The sequence below is a fragment of the Bradyrhizobium sp. sBnM-33 genome, assembly GCF_032917945.1.
In the GTDB taxonomy this organism is placed as follows: domain Bacteria; phylum Pseudomonadota; class Alphaproteobacteria; order Rhizobiales; family Xanthobacteraceae; genus Bradyrhizobium.
Genome location: NZ_CP136624.1, coordinates 8,716,361 through 8,736,685, shown reverse-complemented (window position 1 = coordinate 8,736,685; position 20,325 = coordinate 8,716,361). Strand labels below are relative to the sequence as shown.

The 20,325-nt window shown below is 64.3% G+C and carries 18 protein-coding genes; 8 read left to right on the top strand and 10 right to left on the bottom strand.

Annotated elements, in window-relative coordinates; genetic code table 11:
* Positions 1-113 precede the first annotated feature (113 nt).
* The 3 genes from RX328_RS41065 to pdeM all read left to right on the top strand — a co-directional run bounded on the left by RX328_RS41065 (position 114) and on the right by pdeM (position 5,082).
* Positions 114-1,343 carry an ABC transporter substrate-binding protein gene (locus RX328_RS41065; RefSeq protein ID WP_213254225.1) on the top strand — a complete coding sequence of 410 codons (1,230 nt, stop codon included), beginning with the start codon at positions 114-116 and terminating at the stop codon, positions 1,341-1,343.
* Positions 1,344-1,545: 202 nt separating this feature from the next.
* A complete protein-coding gene (locus RX328_RS41060; RefSeq protein WP_249726932.1) occupies positions 1,546-4,257 on the top strand; it encodes a ligase-associated DNA damage response DEXH box helicase in 2,712 nt (903 codons plus the stop codon).
* A gap of 189 nt (positions 4,258-4,446) precedes the next feature.
* Positions 4,447-5,082, top strand: a complete 636-nt coding sequence (pdeM, locus tag RX328_RS41055) for a ligase-associated DNA damage response endonuclease PdeM (RefSeq protein WP_247510605.1) — start codon at positions 4,447-4,449, stop codon at positions 5,080-5,082.
* Between the two features lie 113 nt (positions 5,083-5,195).
* Here pdeM and RX328_RS41050 read toward each other — a convergent pair whose 3' ends face one another.
* Positions 5,196-6,059: a LysR family transcriptional regulator gene (locus RX328_RS41050; protein ID WP_213254221.1), complete on the bottom strand. Its 864-nt coding sequence runs from the start codon at positions 6,057-6,059 to the stop codon at positions 5,196-5,198.
* A 97-nt stretch (positions 6,060-6,156) separates the two neighbouring features.
* On the opposite strand from RX328_RS41050, the gene RX328_RS41045 reads away from it, so the two are divergent.
* The 3 genes from RX328_RS41045 to RX328_RS41035 all read left to right on the top strand — a co-directional run bounded on the left by RX328_RS41045 (position 6,157) and on the right by RX328_RS41035 (position 9,415).
* Positions 6,157-7,110: a DMT family transporter gene (locus RX328_RS41045; protein ID WP_213254219.1), complete on the top strand. Its 954-nt coding sequence runs from the start codon at positions 6,157-6,159 to the stop codon at positions 7,108-7,110.
* A 77-nt stretch (positions 7,111-7,187) separates the two neighbouring features.
* Complete coding sequence (locus RX328_RS41040; protein WP_213254217.1) at positions 7,188-7,970, top strand: MBL fold metallo-hydrolase; 783 nt, start codon at positions 7,188-7,190, stop codon at positions 7,968-7,970.
* Positions 7,971-8,059: 89 nt separating this feature from the next.
* The gene (locus RX328_RS41035) at positions 8,060-9,415 is read left to right on the top strand and encodes an NRAMP family divalent metal transporter (RefSeq protein WP_213254215.1); all 1,356 of its coding nucleotides are present in this window, start codon (positions 8,060-8,062) and stop codon (positions 9,413-9,415) included.
* Here RX328_RS41035 and RX328_RS41030 read toward each other — a convergent pair.
* The 4 genes from RX328_RS41030 to RX328_RS41015 all read right to left on the bottom strand — a co-directional run bounded on the left by RX328_RS41030 (position 9,372) and on the right by RX328_RS41015 (position 10,874).
* Positions 9,372-9,815 carry a sterol desaturase family protein gene (locus RX328_RS41030; protein WP_283772415.1) on the bottom strand — a complete coding sequence of 148 codons (444 nt, stop codon included), beginning with the start codon at positions 9,813-9,815 and terminating at the stop codon, positions 9,372-9,374. The two genes, RX328_RS41035 and RX328_RS41030, sit on opposite strands and share 44 nt — an antisense overlap.
* Positions 9,781-10,242: a sterol desaturase family protein gene (locus RX328_RS41025; RefSeq protein ID WP_283772414.1), complete on the bottom strand. Its 462-nt coding sequence runs from the start codon at positions 10,240-10,242 to the stop codon at positions 9,781-9,783. Before RX328_RS41025 ends, RX328_RS41030 begins: the two co-directional genes overlap by 35 nt.
* A gap of 12 nt (positions 10,243-10,254) precedes the next feature.
* Positions 10,255-10,569, bottom strand: coding sequence for a cysteine rich repeat-containing protein (locus RX328_RS41020; protein ID WP_213254213.1), 315 nt, complete (start codon positions 10,567-10,569; stop codon positions 10,255-10,257).
* A gap of 80 nt (positions 10,570-10,649) precedes the next feature.
* Positions 10,650-10,874 (bottom strand): hypothetical protein, encoded by a 225-nt coding sequence (locus tag RX328_RS41015; RefSeq protein WP_213254211.1) that lies wholly within the window; start codon positions 10,872-10,874, stop codon positions 10,650-10,652.
* A 188-nt stretch (positions 10,875-11,062) separates the two neighbouring features.
* On the opposite strand from RX328_RS41015, the gene RX328_RS41010 reads away from it, so the two are divergent.
* Positions 11,063-11,785 carry a response regulator gene (locus RX328_RS41010; protein ID WP_213254209.1) on the top strand — a complete coding sequence of 241 codons (723 nt, stop codon included), beginning with the start codon at positions 11,063-11,065 and terminating at the stop codon, positions 11,783-11,785.
* Positions 11,785-13,134, top strand: a complete 1,350-nt coding sequence (locus tag RX328_RS41005; protein ID WP_213254207.1) for an ATP-binding protein — start codon at positions 11,785-11,787, stop codon at positions 13,132-13,134. Before RX328_RS41010 ends, RX328_RS41005 begins: the two co-directional genes overlap by 1 nt.
* 39 nt (positions 13,135-13,173) lie before the next feature.
* Here RX328_RS41005 and RX328_RS41000 read toward each other — a convergent pair whose 3' ends face one another.
* The 5 genes from RX328_RS41000 to RX328_RS40980 form a co-directional block, all read right to left on the bottom strand.
* Positions 13,174-13,956, bottom strand: a complete 783-nt coding sequence (locus RX328_RS41000) for a TIGR02186 family protein (protein ID WP_213254205.1) — start codon at positions 13,954-13,956, stop codon at positions 13,174-13,176.
* Positions 13,953-14,879: a sulfite exporter TauE/SafE family protein gene (locus tag RX328_RS40995; protein ID WP_213254203.1), complete on the bottom strand. Its 927-nt coding sequence runs from the start codon at positions 14,877-14,879 to the stop codon at positions 13,953-13,955. The genes RX328_RS41000 and RX328_RS40995 overlap by 4 nt, the downstream gene beginning before the upstream one ends.
* Positions 14,880-15,161: 282 nt before the next feature.
* Positions 15,162-15,965 (bottom strand): hypothetical protein, encoded by an 804-nt coding sequence (locus tag RX328_RS40990; protein WP_213254201.1) that lies wholly within the window; start codon positions 15,963-15,965, stop codon positions 15,162-15,164.
* A gap of 102 nt (positions 15,966-16,067) precedes the next feature.
* A complete protein-coding gene (locus tag RX328_RS40985) occupies positions 16,068-19,433 on the bottom strand; it encodes a tetratricopeptide repeat protein (RefSeq protein WP_213254199.1) in 3,366 nt (1,121 codons plus the stop codon).
* A 190-nt stretch (positions 19,434-19,623) separates the two neighbouring features.
* Complete coding sequence (locus RX328_RS40980) at positions 19,624-20,220, bottom strand: PadR family transcriptional regulator (RefSeq protein WP_213254197.1); 597 nt, start codon at positions 20,218-20,220, stop codon at positions 19,624-19,626.
* Between the last annotated feature and the right edge of the window lie 105 nt (positions 20,221-20,325).

The following is a 20,325-nucleotide window of genomic DNA, read 5'->3' as shown; positions in this document are numbered from 1 at the left end:
CGATTTCCGCCTTGCGAAATGAGGTGGACATCGCAAGCGGCATGGCCGTCAGTTGGCTATTGCCGAGGTCTCGGGAATGTAGATCATGGTGTGCAACCAAGGGAGAAACAACAATGAACAAGAAACAAACCCGCCGTGAATTCGGCGCCACCGCGCTCGCTACCGCTTTTGCATCAACGCTGCCCGCGCCCTTCGTCTGGGCCGCCGAGAAAAAATACGATCCGGGCGCCAGCGACACCGAAATCAAGATCGGGCAGACCGTACCGCATTCCGGTCCCGGCTCGCTCTACGGCGTGCTCGGCCGCGTCGGCGAAGCCTATTTTCAGATGCTGAATGAGAAGGGCGGCATCAATGGACGCAAGGTAAAATTCTTGACCATGGACGACGGCTACAGCGCGCCGAAATGCGTCGAGGCGACGCGGCGGCTGGTCGAGCAGGAGGAAGTGCTGGCGCTGTACGGCTCGCTCGGCACCGCCCCGCAGACCGCCGTGCACAAATATCTCAATTCGAAGGGCGTGCCGCAACTGCTGCTCAATACCGGCGCGTCAAAATGGAACGATCCGAAGAACTTCAAATGGACCATGGCGGGCCTGCCGCTCTATCCGACCGAAGCGCGCATTCTCGCCAAGCATGTCGTGAGCGTGAAACCGAACGCGAAAATCGGCATCCTTTATCAGAACGATGATTTCGGCCGCGATTTTCTGGCGCCCTTCAAGAAGGTGCTGGCCGATGCCGGCGGCACCGCCAAGGTGATCATGGAGCAGACCTACGATCTGACCGAACCGACGATCGATTCGCAGATCATCAATCTCTCGAAATCCGGCGCTGACGTCTTCTACAATATCTCGACCGGCAAGGCGTCGTCGCAGTCGATCCGGAAAGTCGCTGAACTCGGCTGGAAGCCGCTGCATCTGTTGTCGGCGGGATCGACGGGCCGTTCGATTCTCAGTGCCGCAGGTTTCGAGAATGCCACCGGCATCGTCGCCATCCGCTACGCCAAGGAAGTCGGCGTGCCGCGCTTCGAGAACGATCCGGACGTGATGGCGTTCGAGGAACTGCGCAAAAAATATCTGCCCAATGTCGATCCTGACAACACCATCGCCTTTGCCGGTTACGGCCAGGTAGTGGCGATGGCGGAGATCCTGCGCCGTTGCGGCGACGAGCTCACCCGCGCCAACGTTCTGAAGCAGGCGACGACGCTGGCGGGCTTCCATTCCCCCTACATGCTGGACGGCGTGACCTATAGCTACACGCCGGAGGACTACACGCCGATGAAGACGCTCTACATTTCGATCTTTAACGGCAAGGACTGGGATATTTCAGACAAGCCGGTGACGGAGTAGGGCTACCTCTCCCTCTCCCCGTTCTTCACGGGGAGAGGGTCGGCGTGAGGGGCTCTCTCCGCGCAGACGGTAACAAACAAACTCGCGGAGCAAGCCCCTCACCCGGCGCGACGCGCCGACCTCTCCCCGCGAAGAGCGGGGCGACGTGACTTCCTAGGCCCTCGACGAACCCGCCGCGACGGCTTACCTCTTTGCCGTGCCGTTGCCCGATCCCTTGCCCCTCACGCCGCTTGAAACGGCTGCGCTCTTGCCCGACCGCTTCCGGCGCTGGTTCACCTCGCGCGGCTGGTCGCCGCGCGAGCATCAACTCGCGTTATTGGCCAAGGCCCGCGACGATCGCTCGGCGCTCTTGATCGCGCCAACCGGCGCCGGCAAGACGCTGGCCGGTTTCCTTCCGACGCTGGTGGAGCTGAGTGTATCCTCAACGGCAGTGCGTGCTTCTCCCTCCCCCCTTGCGGGGAAGGGGCGGGGAGAGGGGTGGCCACATACACCGAACCCTGCGGCTTACCCCTCTCCTCAGCCTCGAGAGCGAGCTTCGCTCGCCTCGGACCCCGCAAGGGGGGAGGGAGCACATATCGCAAGCGGCAAGGTCATCTCCACGGGTCGCAGCGTCAAACGCACCGGCGGCCTCCACACCCTCTACATCTCGCCGCTCAAAGCGCTCGCGGTCGACATCGCCCGCAATCTGGAGACGCCGATCGCCGAAATGGAGCTTGCGATCAAGGTCGAGACCCGCACCGGCGATACGCCGGTGTCGCGGCGGCAACGGCAGCGGCGCTATCCGCCGGACATCCTGCTCACCACGCCAGAGCAACTGGCGCTGCTGCTGTCGTCCGACGACGCGCCGTTTCTGTTCTCCTCGCTGAAACGTATCGTGCTCGACGAACTGCACGCGCTGGTCACCTCCAAGCGCGGCGATCTGTTGTCGCTCGGCCTGGCGCGGCTGTGGCGCTTGGTGCCCGAGTTGCGCGCGATTGGACTATCGGCGACGGTGGCCGAGCCGGAATCGCTGGCACGGTTTCTGATGCCGCAGCGCGACGGCAAGGACGTGTCCGCTGATATCATCGTGGCCGGCGGCGCGGCCGCGCCCATCGTCGAGATGCTCGACACAAAGGAGCGGTTGCCGTGGGCCGGCCATACCGCCCGCCATGCGCTCGGCGAAATGTATGACCTGATCAGGCGCAACAAGACCACGCTGATCTTCGTCAACACCCGCAGCCAGGCTGAAATGCTGTTCCAGGAATTCTGGCGCATGAACGATGATGGTCTCGCGATCGCCCTGCATCACGGCTCGCTCGACGTCGCGCAACGCCGCAAGGTCGAGGACGCGATGGCGGCCGGTAAACTGCGCGGCGTGGTCTGCACGTCGTCGCTCGACCTTGGCGTCGACTGGGGCGATGTCGATCTCGTCATCAATGTCGGTGCGCCGAAAGGTTCTTCGCGGCTAATGCAACGGATCGGCCGCGCCAACCACCGGCTCGACGAACCCTCGCGTGCGGTCCTGATCCCGGCTAACCGCTTCGAAGTGCTGGAGTGCCGCGTCGCGATCGATGCCATTGCGGAGAATGCGCAAGATACGCCGCCGCTCCGAACCGGTGCGCTCGATGTACTGGCGCAGCACGTGCTCGGCTGCGCCTGCGGTGAGCCGTTTTTCTCCGACGAGCTCTACGAGGAAGTCCTGACCTCGGCGCCTTATTCCTCGCTGACGCGAACCGATTTCGACGACGTCGTCGATTTCGTCGCCACCGGCGGCTATGCGCTGAAGACTTACGAACGCTTCGCCCGCATCAAGCAGGACAAGCAGGGCCGCTGGCGCGTCGCCAATCCAAAGGTGAGGCAAAGCTATCGCCTCAACGTCGGCACCATCGTCGAAGAGACCATGCTGAAGGTCCGCCTGGTGCGCTCGCGAAGCAGTGGATCCGGCTCGACCGGCGCGCTCGGCCGCGGCGGGCGGATGCTGGGCGAAATCGAGGAAGCCTTTATCGAAGGCCTCGTGATCGGCGACACGTTTGTGTTCGGTGGTGAAGTCGTGCGCTACGAGGCGCTCGCGGAGGACGTGGTCTATGTCTCGCGCGCCAACGATAAGGACGCGAAGGTGCCGTCCTACATGGGCGGCAAGTTTCCGCTTTCGACCTATCTTGCCGAGCGCGTCCGCAAATTGCTGGACGACCGCCGCGCGTGGAATGCGCTGCCTGATCAGGTGCGCGACTGGCTGTCGCTGCAGAGGGATTTTTCCCGCGTGCCGGGTGTGCGCGAGCTGTTGATCGAAACCTTTCCCCGCGGCAACAAACACTACCTCGTCTGCTATCCCTTCGAGGGTCGGCTGGCGCACCAGACGCTCGGCATGCTCTTGACACGGCGGATGGAGCGGGCGCGGGTGCGGCCGCTCGGCTTCGTCGCCAACGAGTATGCACTGGCCGTATGGGGCCTCGGCGATATGTCGTTCATGATCCGGCACGGCAAGCTCGATCTCAACACGCTGTTTGATCCGGACATGCTGGGCGACGACCTCGAGGCGTGGCTCGCCGAATCCGCGTTGATGAAGCGTACCTTCCGTACCTGCGCGATCATCTCCGGCCTGATCGCGCGGCGCTTTACCGGCGAGGAAAAATCGCGCCGGCAGGTGCTGTTCTCCACCGACCTGATCTACGACGTGCTGCGTAAGCATCAGGCCGACCACGTGCTGCTGCGCGCCGCGCGTGCCGACGCCGCAACAGGTCTGCTCGATCTCAAGCGTCTGGGTGATATGCTCTCGCGCATTCACGGGCGAATCACCCATCGGGAACTCGAACATGTTTCGCCGCTCGCAGTCCCCGTGATGCTGGAAATCGGCCGCGAGTCAGTTTATGGCGAAGCGGGAGATGAGTTGCTGGCGGAGGCCGCCGATGAACTCATCAAAGAGGCGATGTCGTAAGGCGACATAGAGAATACGAATGAGTTTACGGGGCGATCCATCCACGTCGTCATGCCCGGGCCTGTCCCGGGCATTCACGCCTTTCTTTGCGAGACAAAGACGTGGATGGCCGGGACAAGCCCGGCCATGACGGAGAGAATATCTGTCACGATCAAACCTTCAAGCGCCTTCGAAATCGCCGGCGTCTCAATGCTCGCCGATCTCTCCGGCGCGCTGTTCTGGCAGGAGCAGCGCCTGCTCGTCGTCTCCGACCTGCATCTGGAGAAAGGCTCCAGCTTCGCCGCGCGCGGCGTGCTGCTGCCGCCCTACGACACCGTCGCGACGCTGAGCCGTCTCGCCGCCGTCGTCGCGCGGCACGATCCGCGCATGGTGATCGCGCTTGGCGACAGTTTTCACGATCGCGACGCGCATCAACGGCTGTCGGCGCCGGATCGCGACGCGCTGTCAGCGATGCAGGCGCGGCGCGATTGGATCTGGATTTCGGGCAATCACGATCCGGCCCTGCCGCCCGACCTCGGCGGCACGGTGGCGAACGAAGTCGCGATCGGGCCGATCGTGTTCCGCCATGAGCCGACGGGGGCGGCAGGTGAAATCGCCGGCCATCTGCATCCAAAGGCGCGCGTCGCCACCCGGGGACGATCGATGGAGCGGCGATGCTTCGCCAGTGACGGCGAGCGCGCGGTGATGCCGGCGTTCGGCGCCTATACCGGCGGCTTGAGCATCCGCGATCCCGCGTTTGCGAAGATTTTTCCGACGCCGGCCCTGATGGCGCATGTGCTTGGCGACAACAGGCTGCACGCGATAGCGGCATCAAGGTGTTATTGAGCGGCCGCACATGAAGACCTCATCCAGAGGAGCCGCGTAGCGGCGTCTCGAAGGATGGACCACTGGCCTCATGGTTCGAGACGCGCTTCGCGCTCCTCACCATGAGGGACCGATTACGCCGCCTTCGCGTCGACGCTGTCGCAGAACTCGGCGAGGCGGTCGGCGAGCCGCAGCGTTGCGGGGCTGGCGTCGGGCGAGGCCACCAGCGCCAATTCGGTCTTATCGATCGGCGCAAAGCCGTCTTTCGCCGTGAGCACGCGATGGCCGGCCTGGATCGCGATATCGGAGAGGATGCTCAATCCCAATCCCGCGGCGACCGCGGCCTGGATGCCGGCGAGGCCAGAAGAAGTATAGGCCATGTGCCAGGAGCGCCCAGCGCTTTCCAACGCATGGATCGCGCGCGAACGATAGAGGCAGCCGGCGGGAAAGCCGATCAGCGGCACCGAGCCAGCGTCGATATCGACCGGATGGGTTTTGCTGGTCACCCAGTGCACCTGTTCGGGCCACACCGCGATCGCGCCTTTCTCGCCGGCGTCGCGCTTGAGCAGCGCCAGATCGAGGTCGCCGCGTTCGATGTCGCGTCGCAGATACGTGCTCTGGTCGGCCCGCACGTCGAGCCGCAGGCCCGGCCGTGACCGCGCAAACGTCGCCAGCAATTTGGCGAGACGATAGGCGGCGAAATCCTCGGGGATGCCGAGCTTGATCGCGCCTTCGCTTTCCGGCCGCGCTACCACGTCGCGGGCTTCCTCGGCGAGCGACAACAGCCGCCGCGCATAGGAGAGCAGCCGCTCGCCGGCCTCCGTCGGCGTCACGTCCTTGCCATTGCGGTTTAATAGCGCCTGGCCGACGTCGTCTTCCAGACGCTTGATCTGCTGGCTGACGGTCGATTGCGTGCGGTGGACACGCTCGCTGGCGCGGGTAAAGCCGCCGGCGTCGACGACGGATATGAAACTGCGCAACAGCTCCAGATCGAGCATGTGAACGCTCCATTTATAAATCCACTGGACATCAGTTTATCATTTAATTTCCAAATATCAAGGTACGGCCCTAGATCATGGGTGAAGGAGACTATCCATGTCACTCGCCCCTTCGGTCGCGGTCCCCCGCGCCGGCTTCAATCTGTTACCGCTTTATATCGGCCTGTTCTGTCTGCTCTGGAGCTTTGCCTTCGTCGCCGGCAAGGTCGGCGTCACCGACTGCCCGCCGCTGATCCTGCTCACGGCGCGGTTTTCGCTCGCGGGAATCCTGATCCTCGGCATCACGGCGCTGCGCGGCGAGGCATGGTCCTCGCTCACCTGGCGCGACGCCGGCATTTTCGCGATTCTCGGCGTCGCCAACAACGCGCTCTATCTCGGCCTCGGCTACACCGGGTTGCAGACAGTATCGGCCGGCCTTGGCGCCCTGATCGTTAGCGCCAATCCAGTTTTCACTGCTGTACTTGCGGCGGCCTTTCTCGGCGAGGCGCTCACCTGGCGCAAGGTGGCGGGACTTTTGCTCGGCATTTCCGGCGTCGCTTTCATCGTCTGGCACCGCATGTCGGTCGGCACAGATAGTTTTCACGGCATCCTGTTTACGCTGGCGTCATTGGCCTCGATCGTCGCCGGCACCATCCTGTTCAAGGCGCTGGCGCCGAAAGGAAGTCTCTGGGTCGGCAATGGCGTGCAGAATCTCGCCGCGGGCATCGTGCTGCTGCCGCTTGCGTTCACGTTTTCCAGCGTCGGCGATATCGTGCCGAGCGCGCGGCTCGCCGGCGCGTTCGCTTTCCTCGTGCTCGGCGGATCGATCCTGGCTTACCTGCTCTGGTTTCACCTCTTGAAGGTCTGCGGCGCGACGGCCGCGAGCGCCTATCATTTCCTGATGCCGCCGCTCGGCATGCTGTTCGCCTTCCTTGTGCTCGGCGAACACGTCGAATTGCGCGACCTGCTTGGCATCATTCCCGTAGCCCTCGGCATTTATCTGGTGACCCGTCCCGCTGCGGCCGGTCAATCCCGAGCTTCGGTTCTGATTAAATCAGAACCGAAGCTCTAAACTTTCGTTTTGACGGGTTTTCTTCACGCGAACCGGAATCCACTTCGCTCGAAAACGCTATCGTAGAAGGAGCAGTCATGACACTAACCATCACCCTGATCGGCGGCCCGACCGCGCTCATCGAAGTCGACGGCTTCCGGCTGCTGACCGATCCGACCTTCGACGAGCCCGGCGCCTATCAACTGCCGCACGTGAAACTGGAAAAGCTGGTCGGTCCCGCCGTCAGCGCGCGTGATATCGGCGAGGTCGACGCCGTGCTGCTCAGCCATGACCAGCATTCGGACAATCTCGATCATTCGGGGCGCGATTTTCTCAAATCGGCCAAGCGCGTGCTGACGACGGAGGTTGGCGCAAAACGGCTCGGCGGCCACGCCGAAGGCTTTGCGCCGTGGGCGTCGACCGAACTGGCCGGCAAGAATGGTCATTCGCTGGCCATCACCGCGACGCCGGCACGTCACGGTCCGGCGGGAATCGAACCGCTGGCGGGCGACGTGATCGGCTTCGTGGTTTCGTCGAGCAAGCCGGGCAGCCGCCCGATCTACATCAGCGGCGACACCGTCTGGTACGACGGCGTTGCGGAAGTGGCGAAGCGGTTCAAGGCCGGTGTGGTGCTGCCGTTCGCGGGCGCGGCGCAAACCCGCGGCCCCTTCCACATCACGATGGACACCAACGATACGATCGAGACCGCGCGCGCATTCCCGGATGCGGTGATCGTCCCCGTGCATACGGAAGGGTGGAAGCATTTCCGTCAGAGTGCGGCCGATCTGCGAGCTACTTTCGACACGCTGGGTTTTGGGCCGCGATTGCGGATTCTAGAGCCGGGTGTGGCCACACTCATCGAGCCATTGCACGCCGTGTGACGCCTGCAACCTATCCGGCGCGCCCGAGCAAGTTCTTTGCCTGGAACTTGCTCGGGTCAGCTTCGTTGTTGCTCCGGCGGATCGCTGGCATGGCAAATCGTACCCGGTCGAACAAGAAGCATCCGAAGCGTACGAATTCCGGCCATGCGAATCCGGATGCAGAGGCCGAGGCCGCCCGGCCGTTTCGCTTCCGCAAGGCGTTGACGGCGCTTGGGCCTGGCCTGATCACCGGCGCGTCCGACGACGATCCGTCGGGGATCGGCACCTACAGTGCGGCCGGCGCGCAGCTCGGCTACGGCATCGGCTGGATTATGCTGCTGACATTTCCGCTGATGGCGGCGATCCAGGAAATCTCCGCACGCGTCGGCCGCGTCACCGGGCATGGCATAGCGGGCAATGTGTGCCGGCATTATTCGCCATGGTTGCTCAATGTGGTGGTGGCGATGCTATTCATCGCCAACACCATCAACATCGGCGCCGATCTTGGCGCCATGGCGGATGCGACCAAGTTGCTGATCGGCGGCCACAGCATCGTGTATGTGCTGCTGTTCGGCGTGACCTCGGTCGCGGCGCAGATCTTCCTCGATTACAAACGCTACGTGTCGGTGCTGAAATGGCTGACGCTCAGCCTGTTCGCCTACGTTGCCGCGCTCGCCTTTGCCAAGGTTTCGTGGGGCGACGCGCTTGCCGGCATTCTCGTTCCGCGCCCGACCTGGAGCGTCGATTACGTCACCACTATCGTCGCCATCCTCGGCACCACGATCTCGCCCTATCTGTTCTTCTGGCAGGCCTCGCAGGAAGCCGAGGACCAGCGCGTCGACAACACGAAGCGGCCGCTGATCGAAAAGCATCACGGCGCGCAGAAGGAATTCAACCGCATTCGCGCCGACACCATCATCGGGATGGCGTTCTCCAATTTGATTGCGCTGTCGATCATCGTCACCGCCGCGGCGGCGCTGCATGCGGCCGGAAAGACGGATATCCAGAGCTCAGCGGACGCGGCCGAAGCCCTGCGTCCGATTGCCGGCGCGTTTGCTGAAATGATTTTTGCGCTCGGCGTCGTCGGCACCGGATTGCTGGCCGTTCCAGTGCTCGCCGGCGCCGCGGCCTATGCCGTCGGAGAGGGACGGCGATGGCCGGTCGGGCTCGCGCGCAAGCCCAAGGCCGCCGCCGCTTTCTACGCGGTGCTGGCGCTTTCGGCTGGCATAGGCATCGCGTTGAACTTCACGCCGATCAACCCGATCTCGGCGCTGTACTGGAGCGCGGTCATCAACGGCGTGCTTGCCGTGCCGGTGATGGTGCTGCTGATGTTGATGGCGCGCCGCGAGGACGTGATGGACCGCTATGTCATCAAGGGCCCGCTCTATTGGCTGGGCTGGCTGTCCACCGCGGCGATGCTGCTCAGCGTCGTCGCGATGGGGATCGGATTTTTTGTCGGAAAGTAAGCAAGGTTTCATCCCGGCGGTCCGAACATCGCCCTAAACTTTGCTCGCACGGTTGCCGCCTTCCGGACATCGTGGAACATCGCGCTCCACTCGCCGAGCGCGATCCGCACCGGATTGAAAGACGGCTTGCCGCCGACCTTTCCTGTGCCGGCGCCTCCGCAAACGTGCCGAACAGGCGATCGAATATGATCAGCATGCCACCGAAATTCTTGTCGAGGCAGGGCTCGTTTGACGCGTGATGCACGCGATGATGCGCCGGCGTATTCAGTACCAGCTCGAGCGGACCCAGCCGCGGCGCAAGCTCGGTGTGAATGAAGAATTGATACATCAGGTTGATGCCGAGCATCGCGATTACCGCGAACGGATTAAAACCGATCCAGGCCAATGGCAGGAAGAACAGGAAATTGCCGGAAATGTTGCCGGTCCAGCCGAGCCGGATCGCAGCCGTCAGGGTTGAATCTGGTCGCCGAATGGTGGACGCGATGGGTTGCCCACATCCAGCGGATTCGATGCGAGGCGCGGTGTTGCCAGTAATAGAAAAACTCCATGCCTAAAAATAATCCGAGCAGGGCCGGCACGCTCGTCGCCGAGAATTCGAAAAGCCGATGCTCATAGACGAATACGAACGGGATCGCGACGATGCCGGCCTCGATCACGCGCACGAGGGTCTGCACCACCGCAACGCCCAGCGTCGCGGCGCTCTCCCGCCAGTCATGCGTCTCTCGATGCGTGAGGCGGGCGAGACCATACTCCAGCGCCATGAAACCGAGTGCGGTAACCAGGATCATGGCGCGGGCGGAGGGGCTGAGGAATGATGCAAGGTCCATGCGTCACTCCTGCTATTTAGGCATCACGCCAGCCGCGACCGCGCCGTCCTTGAGCGACTGGGCGCGTGGCATGGCTTGTGCGCAGGCGGCGCTGAGTGCGTTCGTGTGGCTCTGGAGGCAGGCCAGAATGCGCCCGCCGCCGGGCTGCACGCCGCCGCATAGGCGGTCATAGTCGGCACGGCAGACCCGCATCAGCGCCGTCGCTTCGCTGCGCATCTGCGGCGATACCTGCGCCTGCGCTGCGGCAGCTCCCGCGACCGCGGCCGATACAACAAACAAGCCGGCCAGCGCGCGAAGCGGTATCGAAGATAAGGGAAACTTGGGCATCGTGATCTCCTGAAGATGGGTTGCGGGGATGGAGAGGCGATCGCTCAGGGCGCTTCGGCCTTGAGCGATCGCCTTTGCGGTCAGTAGCGGGAGACCGTGCCCTGGCGGGTGTAGGTGTTTCCGGCAGGCCCGGTGCGCGTGGCGGTACGCGAGCAGGTGCCATTGGCGCAGCCGCCGGACACATACAGGCTCGATGTTCCGCGCGGCCCGTTGGAGGAAGCCGATCGCGTCCAGGCGCTGGCTTCGGCAATGGCGGTGAGCGAAAGGGTGCCGGCCAGCGCCGACAGCAGGACGAACTTCTTCATGGTCGCGGTCTCCTCGATGTGTAAACGGCTACCGGTGCGATGGCCGTACGGTGGAGACTGCGCCCGCTTTGTCAGCGCGATATTGCCGCGGAGAAACGGTTCGTATCGTTTTGTCGATCGCGTGTAACAGTGTGTAACAACGTCGCCGGCGGTCTTGCGCGGTGCGCGGCGTGGTTCAGAATGCGGCGATGACCGCACCTCCGCCGCTGATTCTGATTGTGGAAGACGACCCGGAGATCAGCCGGATGATCGCCGATTTCCTGCAGCGGGAGGGGTTCGAGGTCGCGTGCGCGGATAGCGGCAAGGCGATGGATACAGTGCTGCAGCGGCAGCGCCCCGATCTACTGGTGCTGGATTTGATGCTGCCCGGTGAGGACGGGCTGTCGATCTGCCGGCGGCTACGCGCCCACGAGGATTTCCCGATCCTGATGCTGACCGCGAAAAGCGACGAAGTCGACCGTGTGGTCGGGCTGGAGATGGGCGCCGACGATTACCTGACCAAGCCGTTCGGAACCCGCGAATTGCTGGCCAGAGTGCGTGCGATCCTGCGCCGTGCCAGGGCGGCACCGGCAAAGCCGCTGGTCCGGCGCTATGCCTTCGATCAGTTCGTGATCGATCTGGATGCGCGCAGCCTGCAGCGCGGCGATTCCGCGTCCGAAGCGCTGCAGCTTACCAGCGCCGAATTCGACTTGCTCGGCTGCTTCGTGCTGCGACCGCGTCACGTGCTGACGCGCGATCAGATCCTGGACTGGACGCGCGGGCGTTCGCCGGAGCCGTTCGACCGCACCGTCGACATGCTGATCTCGCGGCTGCGCAAGAAACTCGACGCCGCGTCTCCCGGGTCCAACCTTATCACCACGGTGCGCAACGGCGGCTATCTGTTTACGGCCGCCGTGAAGCAGGTGTCGTGATGTTGCGCTTCACGCTGGCGACGCGGCTTGCGCTGATCGCAATCGTTGGATTCTCGGCGGTCAGTATCGCTATCATTGCTGTCTTTTATTTCACCTCGATCCGCGAAAATGAATTTGCGCGACCCTCACCCGGCCGGATCGCGGCCATCGCCGATTTGATCGAGCGGTCTGATCCCGCGGCGCGGGTGCAGGTTCTCGGCGCGATATCGTCACCACAATTCGCCGTGCGGATCGAGCCTGCCGCTGCGGCAGCCGGGCAGCCGGTTTCGAATGATCTTCGACCCGAGCTTCGCGAGATGTATGCGGCTGCACTTTCCGGCCGCGAGGTCACGGTTGCTGCGTCCTCCGCCGCGTCCCGCGGCCGGTTTCCGCGACTGACCAAATTCATGGCCAACGCAATCGAGCTTCGGGTAGCACTTCGCACCGGAGAAACGCTGGTGATCGACGCATCGACCCGGCTGCCGGTCACCCGGCTCGGCCTGCCGCTCGGCTTCGGGGCGGGGTTGTTCGGAACTATCGTTGCCCTGCTGGCACTACTGGTCATGCAGCGCGAGACGAGGCCGCTCGCCCGGCTCGCCGCCGCCGTGGATCGCGTGGATCTCGCCGCCGATCCGCCGCCGCTTCCCGACGCGCGCCGCAGCGCGCCGGAAATCCGCGCCCTCATCGCCGCATTCAATCGCCTGCAAGCACGGCTGAACGAGATGCTGCGCGCTCGCATGACATTGGTCGGCGGCATCGCGCACGATGTGCGAACCTTTGCGACGCGGCTGCGCCTTCGCGTCGAAAAGATTCCCGATCCGGCCGAGCAGCAGAAAGCCATTGCCGACATCGATGACATGATCAGCTTGCTCGACGATGCCCTGTTGTCGAGCCGCGTGGGGGCCGGGCAGCTATCGCAGGAGATGGTGGACTTTTCGGCGTTCGTGGGTGCCGAGGTCGACGACCGGCGCGCCCAAGGCAATGCTGTCGATGTGGCGGTTGACGAAGCGAGCAAGGGCGTTTTCGTGCTCGGCGATCAGTTGGCGCTGCGGCGCATCGTCGCGAACGTGATCGACAACGCCGTGAAATACGGTCGAGTTGCACATGTTCGGACCCGGCTCGAAGGTGATACCATCCTCGTTATCGTCGATGACGAAGGTCCCGGGATTCCCGCAGATCAGCGCCGCGCTATGCTGGAGCCGTTCAACCGCCTCGAGACCTCGCGCAATCGCGCCACCGGCGGTGCGGGGCTCGGCCTCGCAGTCGTCCGCAGCCTGGTCGAAGCCCATGGCGGCTCGATCGAAGTCACCGAGGCGGCGGGTGGCGGCACAAGTGTGAGTATCGCGTTGCCGGTTTTCCGTCCGGGCTGAGGGTTGCCGAGGCCGAGGCGGATGGCGCCGACGCCCGCGTCAATCCTTCCGGAACACGATCGAGGCCATCCATCCCGTCATCAGCGCCATGAACGCAGTGACGAGTCCATAGACAAACCCGTTCTGGCGCGCGGTAGTCGCGACGAACTGCTCAAAGCCGACTTTCACGATTTCGAACGCAGTATCCGTCTTGGCCACCAGCGCGCCTTCGGCGAACAGTTTGATCTCGACATTATAGAGTCCGATCGGCACTTCCGCAGGCAGCGGGATGCCGGTGCGGAACAGCGTCGGCGTCAGGAACGTCACCGCCGAGGTCTCCTCGCGATAGAGGCCGTGCTGCTTGCGCAGCCGCACGAAGGCACTGCGGAACGCATCGTCCGGCACGACGTCGGCGTAGTCAGGCCCGACGCGCTGGGTGAGCAGCACGTTGTTCAGCCCGAGCTGCTGCCGCCGCTGCACCTCGGGCGCGGCGATGGCGTCGAACGGGCGGTTGGAAAATAGCGCCAGGTAGGTCGGCACTTTGAGGAACTGCCGGGAGTCGGTGTTGATCCAGATCCCGAACCGGCGCTCCTTGCGGCGCGTCACCATGTCGGCGCGCGGGCCGGCCACCGTTACCACGAGATCATAAGTGCGGTTGGTCGGCGTGTTTGCGTCCTTCTCCACCGAGCCGAACAGCACGAGCTCCTCGCCGGAATAGTTGGGCGTCACGGTAACGCGGTGGTTGGACACCGAAACGATCAGCCGTTCGGCCCGAACCGGCGACGCCGCGAGCACCGCGCCCAGCGCCAGCCATCCGAGCGTGCGGGCGAGGCGTGCGGTCATCCCGTCACTCCTGTTTCCCGCACGGTGAAGAGATCCTCGGGCCGGATCACCAGCTCGACGGCGAAACGAATGCCCACGGCAAGAACCAATAACCCGAGCAGCAGCCGCAAATGTTCGCCGCGGATTTTCTGCCCGGCGCGGGCGCCGAACTGGGCGCCGGTGACGCCGCCGACCATCAGGATCAGCGCCAGCACCGCATCGACCAGATGATTGGTCACGGCATGCAGCATGGTGGCGAACACCATCGTGACCAGGGTGAGCACCATCGAGGTGCCGATCACGGTCGAGGTCGGCACCCGCAGCACATAGATCAACAGCGGCACCAGGATGAAGCCGCCGCCGATCCCCATCACGGCGCCGATGAAGCCGATGGCCAAACCGATCACGACGACCGGAATGACGGACAGATAGATTTTCGAGCGCTTGAAGCGCATCTTCAACGGCAGGCCATGAATCCAGACATGGCTGCCCGGGCGGCGCGTGGTGATCGGACCGCCGCGGCGGGCCCGCAAGAGCGCCCGCAGGCCTTCCCAGAACATCAGGGCGCCCACGGTGGTCAGCAGGATCACGTAGGACGTCGCGATCATGAGATCGAGCTGACCGAGCGAGCGCAGCAGGGTGAAGGTCCACACGCCCAGCGCCGTGCCCAAACTGCCGCCAGTCAACAGCACGACCGCCAAGAGCGGATCGATGGCGCGGCGCCGCCAGTAGGATATCGCGCCGGAGAACGAGGAGGCCGCGATGTGGCTGGCGACGGAAGCGACCGCAACCGCGGGAGCAATGCCGACGAAGATCAACAGCGGCGTCATCAGGAAGCCGCCGCCGATCCCGAACATGCCGGAGACGAACCCAACCGCCGCGCCCATCGCCAGGATGAGGAAAACATTGACCGGAATGTCGGCGATCGGGAGGTAGAGCTGCACGCGCGTCTGCTTTTGTAGCTTTGCCGCAAGAGACGGCCGAGGGGCCGCTCAGGGCATGGTTTCTCTTGTATTTGCCGGCAGTGGAATCCGGTTCGCGCATGCACCTTTGCGTGCGCAGGGGCCGGTTCCCGCGCCTTTGCATAACCGAATTCGGAAGGATGAGGGACTAAAAATGCCCGGGAAGGCAAATTTTTGCCGTACGCGCGCGTGCCTCGGGATGTTGCAACGCTGTTACAAAATCCGGAAAGCCGGTCGGTTCATGGGGCACGGCACTCGGCCGACTCAGGGCTTTCCGAGCGGCTCCGTGACGAGGTTCATCGCCAAGGCCTGCTTGGGGCTGAGCCAGCGAATATCCCGGGTCTCGGACATCGCTTCCACGATCGAGGACGAAACCCCCATTTTGGTCATGTAGCCCAGCACAGCACCAGCAATCCGCTGGGTGTCCGCGACGGGGTCGTCCACGGGCCTGGTGGTGACAAACCGGTGAACGCCCAATGCCGAGCCTAATACGCCGAAGCGGGTCTTGCCTCCGGCATAGGCCAGCACGCAGGCGCTGGCGCAGTAACCGGGCTTGATGCGGCCCGAAGCGTCAGCGCTGCCGACCGCGGTCGCGAGCCCCCGCGAGCGGATGATCTCGCCCATGATCACGGCCTGGTTCAAATCGCCGCCGGGCGAGGCCAACAGCACGATGTCGCCTGGCGCGAGATTGGCCTGCTCCAATCTGCCGCGAAACCAATTCGCGGCGGCAGGGCCGATGGTCCCGCTGACGAACAGCGCACGCCGGCCCTTGCTCGAACCATCGAGATAAAGCGTCTCAATCACCTGCGACGTCAGGCTTGGCGAGACGTACTGATCCTTCCAGTAGTGCCAAGCGTCCGGCTGCGACAGGTCTCGGTAGGCGCGAATGCAGATGCCAGCAACCAACAGGATGAAGATCGCCACCGTCCAAAAATGCCGTCTGCGCCGCGATGGCTGGGGCGGCGGCGCCGGGGTCCGACCGGCTGGGATGCGCGGCGGCGCGACCACAGGACCTGTCGGCGAGCTGCGGAAACGATTTTCCCCGTGCTGGCTGTCGTCGGCTGACAATCGATCCTCTTTGCAAGCCGGACCCGGTCAGGATCAGGCTGACCAGAAGCACTAATACGAATTTATGGCCGAGGATATGGCGGCGATGCCGGCGCCAAGCGCTTAGTGAACGGCGGCGGTGCGCTTGGTCGCAGCCGGTTTGGCGGCGGGCTTGCCCGTGGCAGGTGCTGGGGCCGAATCCCAGCCGCCGGCAGGTGACGCGACGTTAACGGCCTCGTCGGGCTGCGGCTCGACGGTGAAGGTCTGGATCGCAAGCTTGGCCGCTGCCAGTGACTGGGCGTCGAGGCGCTTGGCAATATCGTCGCGCTTGCGGCCGGCATCCGCATCGCCCTGGGCGGCTGCGAGGCTGAACCATTTGAAGGATTCGGCGAGGTTCTGTTCGACGCCGATGCCGCGGGCATAGAGGATGCCTAGGTTGAACTGGCTGTCGGCGACGCCGCGATCGGCGGCTTTGCGGAACCAGATCGACGCGCTCTTGTAGTTGGCGCCCTTGCCGCCGCCGTCGGCGTCGAGCACGGCCAAATTGTGCATCGCCTTGGCGCTGCCGCGCTCGGCCGCCTCCAGGTAGTAACGCCGCGCGATATCCAGGTCCTTTTTCACGCTCATGCCCTTCTCGTAGAAGGTGCCGAGCCGGAACAGTGCGGGCACCACGCCGGCCTGCGCCGCGCGGTCGTACCATTTGGCGGCCTCGTCAAGGTTCGGGGCGACGCCCTTGCCTTCGGCAAAGCGCACACCGACCTCGTAAGCGGCGGTCGGATCGCCCTTCAGCGCGGCGGCGCGCAGCACCGGGCCGCCGATACCGTCAGGCAACCGCTCGCTCGGCGGCACCGCGATCATCGCAAGCTTGACGCCGCTGGCCGGCATCGCCTGGATCGCGCCGGTGATATCGCTGGCCTGCGGCGGGGCCGCGATCCGTGCGCTATCCAGCGTGTTCGGTGCGGAAGAATTGTTCGATTGCTTCTCGACCGGCGTCGGCGAGATCATCGAGGGCGCCTGCGGCGCGGGAACTGCGGGCGCGGGCCTGGAGCTGCTCTCCGAGGGTGCGGCCGGCGGAGCCGGCTCGCGGGACTGCTCCATCATCGGCAGTTGCAGCACGCTGCCGGTATCCAGCAGCGTCATCGCCATCTTGAAGGTGCCGAGCACGATCACGACCACGCTTGCGCCGACCAACAGCGAGCGGATTTTTGAGGAAATGTTCGACGCGTTCTTGTCGTCCGCCTTGGCCTTGTTGCCGCCCTTGTCCTTGAGCACGGCCTTCGCAGCCGAACGTCCGGCTTTCTCAGGCGGTGGCGCGGCGGCGGCGGCCTGCGCGGCGCGTCGCGCGGCGGCAATGAAGCTCGACGAACTGACCGGCTCCTTGGGGGCGGAAGCAATCTCGCTGATCGCGTTTTCGGAAGCGGCGATCCGCTCCGACGGCGACGACATACGTGCCGGCGGCCGCGTACCCGGCTCAAGCGGATGATCCGGCGGCAGTTCCGGCGCGATCGCGGTGCGCGGCGCTGATGCATGCGGCTCCAGGATTTCGCTGATCGCCCGCGGCGGCAATGGCGGCACAACCGGCGCGGCCGTTTGCACGGCGTGGAATTCGCGCGGGGCAGCGTCGAAATGTCCTTGAGGATATTCTTGCAGCACAGCGGGATTCGGCAATTCCGGCTTCGGCGGCGCCAAAGGCTGCATCAACGGCTGCGTCGAGGGTTGTGGCGGCGGCGTAAAGGCCTGCGGCGGCGGCGTCACCGCGCGCGGGGCCTCGTCACGCCCCTCTAGCGGCGCCCGGGCTCCCTGGGGCGCGGCGCGAACCCCGCGCAGATCACCTTCGATCATCGACAGGCGATCGACCACATGGCCGAGCGTGTTGTGAACGGTCTCCAGCGAGTCCTGCGTGCGGCGGTCGGTTTCCGACTGGCTGAAGCGGATGTCGGATAATTCGCGCTTCACCAGATCGACGATGCCGGTGTCCATCGGCGCTGCCGCACCGCCGGAATTGCGGTTGGATTCGGCGAGCGCGACCAGGCTGGCGTGCTGACGTTCGAGAGAACGCAGAATGTCGTGCAGGCTTTCCTCGACCCGTCCGAGATCGATGGCCGGAGCTGCGGAACGATCGTTAGAGGCTTCCAGGCGCTCCAAGAGATACGAGACGCGCTGTTCGAGATGGGCTAACGCCGACGCATTGTCGTTGCCGACCGGAATGCGGTCTAGCCGCTCCGACAGCGAGCGCAGCGCGTTTTCGACATATTCCGAATTCTCGCTTGCGGCCGGCGGCTGCCGGGATTCCAGCGTCGAGGTCAGCGCGGCGAGGCGCTGCTCGAGAATGCCGAAGGCATCGCTGTTGCCGTCAAAGCGGGAAAGCTGGTCGACCTTGGCCGACAGCGTGTGGATATCGTCGGCGAGGCGGGCCAGCGCGTCGTTGGAGGCGACGTTGGACACAATTCCGCGCAGCGCCGCAATCGCGCTTTCGAGCTGCTGCACCGTCGACGGATCGTCGTTGGAGCGCAGGATCACGTCGAGCTTGGCGCCGAGGTTGCGGATCGCCTCGTCGTAGCCGGTAAGCTGCTCGGCCGGTGTCAGCGAGCGCAACGCTTCGCGGATTTCACCGAGCGCGCTCTCGATGTTGGCCAGTATCTGGCCGTCGGTGCCGTTGTGGCGGCTGTCGTCGATGCGGCGCGACAGCGAGCGGATTTCGCTCTCGAGCGATTCGATCTCCCGGCGCGGCACCGCCTCGGTGATGGCCTGACGGATTTCGGCAAGCTCGCTGCGGAATGCCGCAATCGACTGCTCGATATGATCTGGGCGCTGCAGCGCCTCGATCTGGCTCGTGATCTTGATCAGGTGCCGTTCGAGCGACGAAAAGTCCGGCCCCGCAGGCGCGGACTGCGTTGTGGGATACGCAGAATGGGGCTGGGCGGCCGAGGCCATCGGCGCGGCATTGCGCGGCGGCATCTGGCGCGGCGTCGGAGTATCGAGTTCGTTCTGGCGGGCGGCGATTTCGGCGATCGCAAAATCCATCGAGGCCGGGCTGAGCGGCGGCGCGGGGCGATAGACCTGGGCCGCGGCACGCTCGACCAAATCGGTCTGACGCTGCTTTTCCTGCATCTGGGCCTGACGCGCCGGCACGGGATTCGAAATCTGCGACAGCCGCGCGTCGAGGCGCGAAATGGCGTCGTTGAGCTGGCGGGCCACCGTCGGCTCGCCATGAGCGGCTTCGCCGCGGGCTGCCGGCCGCGAAATCTGCTCGATCTGCTTTGTGATCGAATCCAGCCGCTGGTGAATGTCGGCCACATCGGGGATCTGCCGGCTCGGCATCGCCGGCCGCTGACCGGAAGGTGCGCCGAAACTGGGCGGGGCCGGTTCGCCGATGGTGGAATTCAGCCAGTCGTTCAACGACATGCCGGCGCGGCGCGCAGCCGCCTCGGCCCTATCGCGGACCGATGGATCGATGCCGTCAACACTCCACGATACGCGCGAATTCATGCTCTCGTCCGGTTCCGCTACGGCGCCCCACCCGCGCCATCAGCCTCCCCGCGCGTCCCACTGAGGAGACAATCGTATTTCCGCGCGGGTCGCCTGCCTCGGAACTGACTTTTTCGCGTTACGGTAAAGAAGGGGTTAAGGAATGGGACGGACTGCCCCAAAAGTTACCAGGCGGCCAAATCGGCTGGCGTCAGGCGTTGTTTTCGCGCTTGTTCTCGTCGATGGGCACGACGTTACTCCGCTCCGTGCCTGGAGATAGGGCCGACAATGCCTCGATCGCCTCTTCGCACCATTCCGCTACGGCGCGCTCGTGGGCGAGGCCGATGCGAAGTCCGAGCAATTTGCCGACATCCGCCGGCCGCGCCGTGCCGTCAGGGAATCGCTTGTTGAGCAGGCGCTCGTAGCGGGCAAAGCGGTCGCGGTGATGTTCCAGCCGCGCCATCAGGTCGGTGCGCAGCGGTTCGATGTCGACGCTATCGAGCGCATAGAGCCGCACCAAGAGGTCGTCCTTGATCGAAGCCGGCACGCTCGGCCGCGCAGCCCAATGCCGGAGCGCGGCGCGCCCCTCCGGGGTGAGGGTATAGACCAGCTTGTTCGGCTTACCGGACTGCACCACCTCGCGGCCCTGGATATGGCCGCGGTCGCGAAGTTTGGTGAGCTCCCGATAAATCTGCTGGTGGTCTGCCTTCCAGAAGAATCCAATAGAGTTGTCGAACGTCTTGGCGAGCTCATAGCCCGTCATCGGACGTTCGGTCAGGCAGGCAAGGATCGCGTCACCAAGCGCCAAAACGCCCGCCTCCGGCTTTCATTGTGATTTGACTTTATGCATAAAGTTGCATATGCGTCAACGCGCATAAGCTCCGGAGAAGTCCATTCCCGGCGCCAGCCCGTC

Excerpts from the sequence above, each read along its gene's own strand:
- RX328_RS41065 (WP_213254225.1), top strand. The coding sequence starts at position 114 with ATGAACAAGAAACAAACCCGCCGTGAATTCGGCGCCACCGCGCTCGCT.
- pdeM (WP_247510605.1), top strand. The coding sequence starts at position 4,447 with ATGCTCGCCGATCTCTCCGGCGCGCTGTTCTGGCAGGAGCAGCGCCTG.
- RX328_RS41050 (WP_213254221.1), bottom strand. The coding sequence starts at position 6,059 with ATGCTCGATCTGGAGCTGTTGCGCAGTTTCATATCCGTCGTCGACGCC.
- RX328_RS41045 (WP_213254219.1), top strand. The coding sequence starts at position 6,157 with ATGTCACTCGCCCCTTCGGTCGCGGTCCCCCGCGCCGGCTTCAATCTG.
- RX328_RS41040 (WP_213254217.1), top strand. The coding sequence starts at position 7,188 with ATGACACTAACCATCACCCTGATCGGCGGCCCGACCGCGCTCATCGAA.
- RX328_RS41035 (WP_213254215.1), top strand. The coding sequence starts at position 8,060 with ATGGCAAATCGTACCCGGTCGAACAAGAAGCATCCGAAGCGTACGAAT.
- RX328_RS41025 (WP_283772414.1), bottom strand. The coding sequence starts at position 10,242 with ATGGACCTTGCATCATTCCTCAGCCCCTCCGCCCGCGCCATGATCCTG.
- RX328_RS41020 (WP_213254213.1), bottom strand. The coding sequence starts at position 10,569 with ATGCCCAAGTTTCCCTTATCTTCGATACCGCTTCGCGCGCTGGCCGGC.
- RX328_RS41015 (WP_213254211.1), bottom strand. The coding sequence starts at position 10,874 with ATGAAGAAGTTCGTCCTGCTGTCGGCGCTGGCCGGCACCCTTTCGCTC.
- RX328_RS41010 (WP_213254209.1), top strand. The coding sequence starts at position 11,063 with ATGACCGCACCTCCGCCGCTGATTCTGATTGTGGAAGACGACCCGGAG.
- RX328_RS41005 (WP_213254207.1), top strand. The coding sequence starts at position 11,785 with ATGTTGCGCTTCACGCTGGCGACGCGGCTTGCGCTGATCGCAATCGTT.
- RX328_RS41000 (WP_213254205.1), bottom strand. The coding sequence starts at position 13,956 with ATGACCGCACGCCTCGCCCGCACGCTCGGATGGCTGGCGCTGGGCGCG.
- RX328_RS40985 (WP_213254199.1), bottom strand. The coding sequence starts at position 19,433 with ATGAATTCGCGCGTATCGTGGAGTGTTGACGGCATCGATCCATCGGTC.